The following is a 9688-nucleotide window of genomic DNA, read 5'->3' on the forward strand; positions in this document are numbered from 1 at the left end:
CGCAACCGCGCTCATAACACCCCAAACCCGGCCGCGCCGCGTTAAACCAGGCGGCACGGCCGGTTTTGGCTACAGGCGCTCCGCCTCAATGGTACAGAGGAAATCCGCCACCGCCTGGAGCTCCCGTTCGCTCAGCCGCCCGATCCGCCGGATGGTATCGGCCTGGAGCGCCGCGTCGGCGGCCGGCGGATCGGGACGGCGCCCGGTTCGCACCCATTCCGCCGGGCATCCATACACATGCTCGATCAAAAGCGCCAGCGGCTCCGAGACGGTCTCCTTTCGTCCGCTGGTCAGCAGGTAAACATAATTGGCGCTGATCCCCAAACTGCGGGCAAACTCCGCCTGCTTGAGGCCGCAGGTGTCCAGCAGCCACCGGATGCGGTGCGCCAGCGTCCAGTACTCGTTATCCGGTAGCATCTTTCCTTCCAGCATGGGCCTGCTTCGCCTCCTCCATCATCTGGATGTATACCAGAAGCTCTTTTCGGCTGGTCACGTTGAGCTTCATGTAGATGCGGCGGTTATGGGTCTTGATGGTATTGATGGACAAGCACAGAATCGCCGCGATCTCCCGCGCCGTGTGTCCTTGCAGATACAGATCAAAGACCGCCCGCTCGGCGGCGGAAAGGGTCTGGATATTCTCCACAAAGGTGCGGTAGAGGGCCGACTGTTCCGGCGGAGGGGCATAGGCGGGCACGGCGGTCTCGTCCTGCCGGAAGAGAAATTCCAGCAGGTCGTCGATCTCCGGAATCCTGGTGCGCTGGGCGGTGCGGCCGCCCCCCTCCTTGATCTGCCGGAAGGCCTCCGCCATTGGGCGCAGGTACCGGCGGCTGAGCACGGCCGCTCCCACGCAGCTGCACACCAGCAGCGCCAGCAGTCCCAGTACCAGCACCCGGTTTTGGTCCGTAAGCCGGGCGGCCAGGGCTTCCCCCGGCATCATCAGCGTGAGCATCCACTGCTCTCCGGCATAGGCCGAGTCCTTGGGATAGAGCTCCACCGCCCGGTGCAGCCCTGCGTAGGTCCCGGCACCCGGCTGGTGGTAGGTATGAATCCCGCCCGTGTCCAGCTTTATCTCCAGGGGCTGCTCCGTCATATCCCCGGGGTAGACCGCATAGCTGCCGGCATACAGCGCCCCTTCCGCGGACAGGCGTCCCTCCTCCACCGGGGAAAGCATGCAGAAAAGGTATTCAAACCGGCTGTTGTCCGGGGCGTAAGACAGCTTGAAGAGCATTTGGCTCACTTCAAATCCGCACACCCCCATCACCGTACCGTCGGAAGCCGTCAGCGGGAGCGTGCAGAGCATGACGGACTCGCTGCTGCCGGGTAAGATGACGCTGCGGTTCCAGCGATACAGCCGGGAGACCGGCCGTTCCGGCCGGCTCCGCGCCATCTCAAGGGTCGTTTGATACCAGTCCGCTCCGCTCACGTCGCACTCCATCCGCCATTGAGGCAGGATGTACATGCCGTTTTCCCGCGCGATGGACATGGGACCGATCATATAGCGCAGATTGGCCGCGGTGTTGCTGACGATATTGGGCTCCATATTTTTGAGATAGAGCCCCGCCCGCGACTGCTGCGCATCCGGCAGGTCGGGATTCACCGTGGCGTCCAGTACCAGAAAGACGCCGCTGGCCCGGGTCTTTTCCAGGGCGCCGGTCAGGTGGGGCAGCGTCTCCTCCAACAGGGCGTTCAGCAGCTCCGGCTCCTCCGCCAGCGCCGCGGGTGGCACCTTCTGGGCCGCCAGCCGCCGTTCCAGGGTCTGGCTCAGGGTCTCCGCCAGGTCCACCCCCCGCACGGAGATATCCCCAAATTCCTGGTAGGCCGCCTGGGCACGGTAGGACAGCTCCTGCTCCAGCGTCTGCCGGACCTGCTGCTCCCCCGCGTGGAACGCCCCGGTTCCCATCAGCAGGATCAGTACCCCTGTGACGATGGCGGCGCAGAAGAGCATCAACAGCCCGAACAGGCGCATGCGCATGGAAATGCCGTCCCGTCCCGCGTTGCGGAACGCCCGGAGGTAGAGTCTTCCCGTTTCCAGCAGTCCGCTGCCGGGCATACCGCGCTCCCCCTCTCTCACGTCTGCCTCACCAGGCCGAGCGGAAGGCTTCCAGCCGCCCCGCCGCGGCCTGCCGGTAAGCCTCCTCCTCTGCCGCTCCGCCTTCCAGCAGGGACAGGTACTCCTGCCGCGCCTCGGACGCCGCGGTCTGGAGCTTCTCCGCATAAGCGCTGCTGACGGCGTTGAAGGCGTCGAATACCGGAGGCACGTAAAACCGGTACGCCTCGTATACCGTCATGGCGGCACGCAGCAGCTTCTGGATGTTCACGTTCTCGTTGGCGGCGATCTCCTGTTCCATGCGCTCTTCAAAGGCGGAGCGGGTCACCGGAAGATAGCCGGTGGAGGCTACGAAGCGCATGTTCTGCTCCGGCGCGGTGAACCACTTCAGGAAAACGGCCGCCGCCTGTTCCTTCTCTGGGGTGGAGCGGGCTACCACCAGGCCGTTGCCCCGCTGTATGGCGATCTTCTCCCCGCCCTGAAACGTGGGGAACGGCAGCACGGTATACTCCACCTGCTCGGTGGTATTGTCGGGATAGGTGATCTCTTCCCCGTAAAAGAGAATGCCCGCGGTGGAGCCGGTGGAGCAGACGATCTCCCCGGTCTTAGACAGGTCGGAGGAATAGCCGTCATAGATGGCATAGCCGCCCCTCACCGCAGGCTCAAAGACCGCTTCCCATATCCGGCGGTAGCAGTCGCTGTCCAGCGCCAGGGCCTCCCCCGCGAATAGGGATCCCCCCATCTGTTCCATCCCGACCTGCGCCAGGTTGAACAGGGAGTCCGCGGTATAAAAGCTCTTGCCGTCCTCCGGCGTGTCCGGGGTCAAGCCGTCGGTCCAGTCGTAATAGGCCGTCGAGGCCGCCGCAATGCCCTCGAAAGTGGAAAGGCTGTCCAGACCGATCCCCGTAGCCTCGGAAAAGCGGTCGAACAGGGTCTGATTGACAAAGAGCACCTCGGTGGATTTGGCGAAGGGGAAGACATAGAGCTGTCCGTCGGACAGTCGTCCCTCCTCTACAAAACGGGGCAGGTAGGCGTCCAGCTCCGCCTGGGTGAATTGCCCGTCCAGCGGCGCCAGCAGCTCCCGCTCCTGAAGCAGGGCGGCGGTGGCGGGATAGCAGGTGGCGATATCGGGCATCTCGGGCGCACCCGGGTCTCCGTCGGCGATCATGGTCAGCTTCTCCTGCACCGCCGATGAGCCGGAGATGGAGGTGACGCTGAGAATGATGCCCTTCTCCTTCCCCATGGTACCGTTGAATTCGTCTACCAGGGTGTCCATCGTGGCCTGCATCTGACCGCCAAAATTGTGCCACAGGGTCAACGTCACAGGATGCCTGGGGTTCAGCCCCGTCTCCGCTGTGCAGCCGGAGAGTCCTGCGGCCAGCAGCGCCGCACAGAAGATCGCCCAAATTCGCTTCATACCCGACCTCCCCTAAAAATCACCCGGAAAATCGTCCCGCCGGGCGGCAAAATCACCCCAGGGATGATTACAAACCGTCTCCCATCCTGTACAATCAAATACAGGGATCCCGGACACTCCGCTCTTCGTGTCGGTCCTATTGTACTATCTACATCTAACTAAGTCAAATGTTTTACCGTTTTTTTACCGAACTTCAGGAGGTGAAACGAATGGAACCGGACCGTGTGCGGCGCGAACGGCTGGAGGAGCTCACCCGGGCGATCCGGCAGCTGGACCCGGAGGAGCTGCGCCGGCTGCGGGATTTTGTGGCCGGGCTGGAGGCGGCCCGGCGGAAGGAGGCGGAGGATGACGGCTACTAGCGCCCCCCCGCGCGCCTGCTCTATCTGCGGCTGGAGCTGTCCGGACCTGTCTCCGGCGGAAGCCCGTCTGCGCTTCAACCGCTGCTCCCGCTGCGGCGCCTGGGTGTGCGACGCCCACTTCAACGAGAACCGGGGCCTGTGTGTGCGCTGCGCCCCGCGTATCTGCCGCCACTGCGGCCGTCCCGTCCTCCCAGGCAGTCAATTTTGTACTGTATGCGGCGCACCTCAATTTGAACCGCAGCACCACAGCGGCCCAAACCGCACGGCTGACCCCACTCAAGCGGATCTGTGAAAGGAGCACCCTCATGAAAAAGCGAATGATCTCTCTGCTGCCGGCACTTGCGCTCTTCCTTTCCCTGCTGCCCTGTACGGCGCTGGCGTCCGAGCCGGTCGCCCTGAACGTCACGGTACGTGACTTCAACGAGGACGGCGTACTTTTTGAAGGGACGATCGACTCCAGCTCCGGTCTGGTCCAGACGACCCTGGGCGCGGACAAAAAGCCTGTGTACGAGCTGTCTCTGTGGCAGTCGCTCTACGGCGAAAGCGTCACCCAAAGCGCCCTCAACGCGTTTTTCAACGATACCCCCGGCGTAAACCAGTCCACCCCCAAAACCCTTACCATGAAGCCGGACGGGGAAGGCTATTGGGTCATCGACTCCTCCCTGACCGCCGACGGCGCTCCATCCGACGGGTTTTTCCCCATTGACGGCGCGCTCTTCGGCAACCAGGGCAACGAACACAACTATCACTTCTCCGTAGAGATCCACACCCGCTTCAAATATGTCTCCGGCGCGCGCTTTACGTTCCATGGCGACGATGATGTGTGGGTGTTCTTTAACGACCAGCTGGTGATCGACCTGGGCGGCGTCCACAGCGCCGAGAGCACCGAGATCGCGCTGGACGAACTGGCGGGAACGCTGGGCATCCGGCCCGGCGATGTGGTGGACTTCGATATGTTTTACATGGAGCGCCACCAGACCGGCTCCAACCTCTACCTGCGGACCAACTTCGAATTTCTGAACCTGGACGCCTCCCAGTGGGCGCTGGCGGAGCTGGCGCAGGCCGGCGCGCTGGGCCTCATCCCCGACGTGCTGCGGGGCGCGGATCTGACCGCTCCCATCACCCGGGCGGAATTTGCCGCCGTGGCGGTAAAGACCTACGAGGCCCTCTCCGGCGAGGCCGCCAGCCTCCCCGCCGTCAGCCCCTTCAGCGACTGCAGCGATCCGGAAGTGCTGAAAGCCTACCAGCTGGGCATCACCACCGGTACCGGGGACGGCACCACCTTCTCCCCCCGCGTGCTGCTCAACCGGGAACAGGCGGCCGCCATGCTGACCCGGGTATACCGCGTCTTCTCCGGCAGCGAAGCGCCGGCCTATTCCATGCCGGAGCGCTTCTCCGACGACGCGCAGATCTCGAGCTGGGCCTATGACTCGGTCTATTTTATGGCGGCCCACGGCATCCTCCAGGGAAGCTCCGGCAAATTCATGCCGCGGGCCGTCACCAGCGCCGAGGCGGCGGTGGGCTACGCCCAGGCCACACGGGAGCAGGCGCTGCTCATCGCGGTGCGCATGGTGGAGCAGCTGGGGTAACGCATTGGCTGGGACCGCCAGAGGCGGACGCCCGGCGGCAGGCACTTCAATTCTGAACAGGAGGGGAACCTAATATGGCATTCTTCGACAAACTGGGCGATCTTGCCAAAAACATTGGGGACAAGACCACCGACGCTATCGAGACCGGTAAGCTCAACAGCAAAATCGGCAGCGAAACGGCCGCCGCCGCGGCACAGCTGCAAAAGGTAGGCGAGTTTTACTATGCCAAATTCGCCGCCGGGGAGCAAGTATCCCCTGAGGCGCTGGAATTCTGTCAGGCCGCCGCCGCCCACTATGCCGCCGCCGAAAAGGCACAGGCGGAGATCGACCGCATCCGCGCGGAGAACGACGCGGCCCGAGCGGCCTCTTCCGCTGTGGCGGCTCCCCCACGCTCCGCCGCCGGCCCGGCCTGTACGAGCTGCGGCGCCGTCAACGCCCCTGGCACCCGCTTCTGCGGCTCCTGCGGAGCAAAGCTGCGTTAGAAAGGAGCGTCACGTCATGAGTTTTTTGGGACGCGAGATCCAGCGCGGCATCAGCCGCGGGATCGGCCGCGGCATCGGCCAGGCCCTTGGAAACGCCGTGGAGCAAGCCGTCGCCCCCGCTGCCAACCAGGTGGCCCGGCAGACGGTGGCTCCGGCGGCGAATCAAGCCGCCCAGAACATCAACCAGACGGTCCAGGAGCTGGACCTGGCTGCAGCCCGGGCGCAGCAGGTCCAGGACCCGCCTGCCGCCGGGCGGGAGAAGTCCGCCCCCGCAGCCCCGCCGGGCAGTTCCCTGGGCAGTCTGTTCGCCAACCTGCAGGGGGCGGTCCAGAGCGCCGCCAATGAGGCGGCCAAAAACTGGAAGCTCTGCCCCGCCTGCGGAGAACCCGCCGGAGCGGACAAGACCTTCTGTCCTTCCTGCGGGGCGCTCCTGCCTGAGCAGACGGCAGCCGAACGCGCGCGCTGCCCCGCCTGCGGACTGCAAAATGATGTGGGCACCAAGTTCTGCGCCGGGTGCGGCGCCAAACTGCCGGAGCCGGGCCCTGCGGAGTCCTCCCGCTGCCCCGCGTGCGGAGAATCCGCGGACGCCGACGCCAAATTTTGCCCCAACTGCGGAGAACGCCTGAACACCGCCGTCCCACGCTGCTGTGCCAGCTGTGGGGAAATGCTCCCCGCCAGGGTACGCTTTTGTCCCTCCTGCGGGACTCAGGCTGGCTGATCCCGAATACCGAACAGCGGCCCGTCCTTTTGGACGGGCCGCTGAGCTTGTCTCTCTATTTGTTGCGATTGAAAATCTTGAAGATATCGTCGAAGGGATCCTCGTCCAGCGGCTCAGGGGGCTTGACAGGCGCGCCCTCGGCCCGCTTTTCTCCGGCGCCCTCCGTCTTTTTGTCCCGGGCGGCGGTAAAAGGGGCGTCCGGCATGGAACCGGCTGCCTCTTCAAAGCCGGTCGCGATGACGGTGACCCGGATCTCGTCCTCCAGCGTCTCGTCAAAGGCGGCGCCGAAGATGATGAGCGCGTCGGGGTGGGCGGCCTGCTGCACCAGGTTGGCGGCGGTCTCCACCTCCTCCAGGCCGATATCCATGGAGCCGGTGACATTGACCAGCACGCCCTTGGCGCCGTTGATGGAGGTCTCCAGCAGGGGGCTGGAGATGGCCATCTTGGCGGCCTCCTCCGCCTTGTTCTTTCCGGCGGCCCGGCCCACGCCCATGTGGGCCATACCCGCGTTCTGCATCACGGCGGTCACGTCGGCAAAGTCCAGATTGATAAAGCCGGTGTTCTTGATCAGGTCGGAGATCGACTGCACCGCTTGGCGGAGCACGTCGTCGGCAATCTCAAAGGCGTTGGCAAAGGTGATCTTCTGGTCGGTGGCGAACTTCAGCCGCTCGTTGGGGATGATGACCAAACTGTCCACCCGGGTACGCAGATCTTCAATGCCCTTCTCGGCCTGGAGCATGCGGCGGCGGCCCTCAAAGTTGAAGGGCTTGGTCACCACGCCCACGGTAAGGATGCCCATCTCCTTGGCGATGTCCGCCACGATGGGAGCCGCGCCGGTGCCGGTGCCGCCGCCCATACCGGCGGTGATAAACACCATATCCGCGTCCTCCAGGGCCTTGGAGACGGCGGAGCGGCTTTCCTCGGCGGACTTGCGGCCCACCTCCGGATCGCTGCCCGCACCCTGGCCGCCGGTGAGCTTTTCTCCGATCTGGATCTTAAAGGTCGCGCTGGAAACGGCAAGCGCCTGCTTGTCCGTGTTCACAGCGATGAAGTCCACGCCCTTGGTGCCGGATTTCACCATCCGGTTGACTACGTTGTTGCCGCCGCCGCCGACACCGATCACCTTGATCGTGACCACATTGTCGGGACCGGTGTCCAGTCCAAACGCCATAACTGCTCCTCCTATGTAAAACGAATTCGTTGTCTCTCTCTGCAAAAAACGACCTATTTTGTGCCGTCCTCCGGCTCCAAAACTATATCTTGTCCTATTTTATCTCTCTTTTGCCTGGAGGTCAATAGTTCCCGGCGTATTTCCGCAAAGTTTTGGAACATACGGGTGCCGAACACCACCACTGCCGCCAGGTACAGGGGAATTCCCAATTTCTGGCCCAGCCAGGTCAGGAAGGCGGCGATGGCCGTGTTGCCCACCGTGCCGGACAAAAACACGTCCAGCTTGAATTCGCCTTTAATGCGGGCGCGGAAGCCGCCCAGGGCGGAATCCAGCGCCGCCAGCAGTCCGGCGGCCACGTACAGGGAATATTGGCTGGGGATGGCCCAGGGAAACAGCACCCCGGCCACCAGCCCCACCAGCAGTCCGATCAGCTCGGGCATGTCATTCCCCCCTCTCCTCCGGCTCCTGCGCGGTCCGGGCGTATTGATATTCGACGGTTCCGTTATACTTGGGGATCAGCAGCAGCTCGCCGGCGGTCACCTTCACGGTGATCCCCCACTGGCTCAGGATGTCCACAACGCCGTTGCGCATGGTCAGTGCATTGTAAAGGGTGTTTGCATCCCCGATGGCCATGATGACATAGGGCGCGGCGTAGCGCCTGCCGTTGACCGTCACCACCGCGCCGGTACAGCGGATCTCGCTGGTGGCCAGGATACGCTCCCCGTTGAGGGAAATGGCCTCCGCCCCGGCGGAGCGCAGCTCGTTGATGACCGACAGCAGGTCGCTGTCATGGATGAGGTAGTCGGCCTCGTCCCCGGTGACGTTGGCGGAGGAGGAATCCTCCAGGACCACCGCCACCCCCGGCCCCTCCAGGTCGGTGAGCCCCGCGGTGATGGACAGCTGCTCCAGCTCGTGGACCAGCGCCGCGCTGCCGCCGCCGGCGGCGGCCTCCTCCCGGTAAACGCCCAGTTCATGCTGGGCCTGGGCCAGCTGTTGTTCCAGACCGTCCTGCTTGTCCAGGGCCTCGTTATAGAGGTTTTGCAGGGTCTCCAGACGGCTGGCGTTGGTGGCGTCGGCGGCGGAATTGAGTTTTACCGAGCGCAGCTGGGCGGCCAGCAGGAAGCCCACCACCGCGCATACTACCACCACAGCCAGCTCGCCCTTGTTTTTCAGCTTCTTCATGTTGGCGTATCTCCTTGCGTATCCAGGCCTGTCTCCGGCGTGGAGGATGGCTCCGGCGTTTCCGCAGCCGTTTCGGAAGCGGGGAGCCACCGCTCGGGCAGCAGGCGGGCCTCCCCCTCCCCATAGGTCAGATCCAGCGTACCGGTGCGGGCCACGCCCCGCTCGTCCATGGTCTCCAGCGCCCGCTTCAGGGCGTAGGTACGGTCGGTAAAATCGTCGTTCATGGGCATGACCACCGTCAGATCCGCTCCGTAACCGAAGCGGATCTCGTTGTCGGAACGCAGGTCGATGAACGCGGTGACGCTGCCCGTCATGCCCCGGGCCTGGATGGCGGAGAGCAGGCTCTTGAGGCTGGCCAGCTTGTCCTGTTGGGACTGATCCACCGCCAGGGGCGTGCCCACCGCGGGCGCCAGTGGCGTCAGGCCCAGCACCTCCGCCTTCCCCTGGGCCAGGGAAGCGTCGCCCCGCTCCAGCAGCTTGCACCGCGCGTCCAGCAGCCAATACTCGCCGCCGGCGCAGAGCGCCGCCACCGGGTAGCTCTCGGTCACCTGGATGAGCAGGGTATCGGGCAGCTTGCGATGGATGGACACCTCGTCCACATAGGGCAGCTGCGTATAGATCTGCCGGGAAATCTGGTATTTGTTCAGGGCGAACAGGTTATCCCCCTGTTCCACCCCGGAGGACTGGATCACCTCCGCCTCGGCATACCGGCTGTTGCCGGAG

12 protein-coding genes are annotated in these 9688 nt (G+C 64.2%); 5 read left to right on the forward strand and 7 right to left on the reverse strand.

The window, feature by feature from the left end:
• Positions 1-69: 69 nt before the first annotated feature.
• From MR825_RS06090 to MR825_RS06100, 3 genes are read right to left on the reverse strand one after another with little or no spacing between them, the layout of a single operon-like run.
• Positions 70-432 (reverse strand): helix-turn-helix transcriptional regulator, encoded by a 363-nt coding sequence (locus MR825_RS06090; RefSeq protein WP_256175534.1) that lies wholly within the window; start codon positions 430-432, stop codon positions 70-72.
• Entirely contained in the window at positions 404-2050 is a 1647-nt protein-coding gene (locus MR825_RS06095) for a helix-turn-helix transcriptional regulator (RefSeq protein WP_287879526.1), read from the reverse strand. The genes MR825_RS06090 and MR825_RS06095 overlap by 29 nt, the downstream gene beginning before the upstream one ends.
• Before the next feature lie 28 nt (positions 2051-2078).
• A complete protein-coding gene (locus MR825_RS06100) occupies positions 2079-3464 on the reverse strand; it encodes an extracellular solute-binding protein (protein WP_256175537.1) in 1386 nt (461 codons plus the stop codon).
• Between the two features lie 209 nt (positions 3465-3673).
• On the opposite strand from MR825_RS06100, the gene MR825_RS06105 reads away from it, so the two are divergent.
• The 5 genes from MR825_RS06105 to MR825_RS06125 all read left to right on the forward strand — a co-directional run bounded on the left by MR825_RS06105 (position 3674) and on the right by MR825_RS06125 (position 6612).
• A complete protein-coding gene (locus tag MR825_RS06105; protein WP_186906280.1) occupies positions 3674-3823 on the forward strand; it encodes a hypothetical protein in 150 nt (49 codons plus the stop codon).
• Entirely contained in the window at positions 3810-4115 is a 306-nt protein-coding gene (locus MR825_RS06110) for a zinc-ribbon domain-containing protein (protein WP_186906281.1), read from the forward strand. The genes MR825_RS06105 and MR825_RS06110 overlap by 14 nt, the downstream gene beginning before the upstream one ends.
• Positions 4116-4128: 13 nt before the next feature.
• Positions 4129-5412 (forward strand): fibro-slime domain-containing protein, encoded by a 1284-nt coding sequence (locus MR825_RS06115; protein WP_287879530.1) that lies wholly within the window; start codon positions 4129-4131, stop codon positions 5410-5412.
• Between the two features lie 74 nt (positions 5413-5486).
• On the forward strand, positions 5487-5894 hold the full coding sequence (locus MR825_RS06120; protein ID WP_186906283.1) for a zinc-ribbon domain-containing protein: 408 nt from the start codon (positions 5487-5489) through the stop codon (positions 5892-5894).
• Between the two features lie 16 nt (positions 5895-5910).
• Complete coding sequence (locus MR825_RS06125) at positions 5911-6612, forward strand: zinc ribbon domain-containing protein (protein ID WP_287879533.1); 702 nt, start codon at positions 5911-5913, stop codon at positions 6610-6612.
• A gap of 55 nt (positions 6613-6667) precedes the next feature.
• Here MR825_RS06125 and ftsZ read toward each other — a convergent pair whose 3' ends face one another.
• The 4 genes from ftsZ to MR825_RS06145 all read right to left on the reverse strand — a co-directional run.
• Positions 6668-7783 (reverse strand): cell division protein FtsZ, encoded by a 1116-nt coding sequence (ftsZ, locus tag MR825_RS06130; protein ID WP_186906285.1) that lies wholly within the window; start codon positions 7781-7783, stop codon positions 6668-6670.
• Positions 7784-7836: 53 nt separating this feature from the next.
• Positions 7837-8223: a small basic family protein gene (locus MR825_RS06135; protein WP_186906286.1), complete on the reverse strand. Its 387-nt coding sequence runs from the start codon at positions 8221-8223 to the stop codon at positions 7837-7839.
• A 1-nt stretch (position 8224) separates the two neighbouring features.
• Entirely contained in the window at positions 8225-8965 is a 741-nt protein-coding gene (locus MR825_RS06140; RefSeq protein WP_186906287.1) for a DUF881 domain-containing protein, read from the reverse strand.
• A partial coding sequence (locus tag MR825_RS06145) for a cell division protein FtsQ/DivIB (protein ID WP_287879537.1) occupies positions 8962-9688 on the reverse strand: 727 nt, incomplete at its 5' end. The genes MR825_RS06140 and MR825_RS06145, both read right to left, overlap by 4 nt.

The organism is Lawsonibacter sp. (assembly GCF_022777125.1).
GTDB lineage: Bacteria > Bacillota > Clostridia > Oscillospirales > Oscillospiraceae > Lawsonibacter_A > Lawsonibacter_A hominis.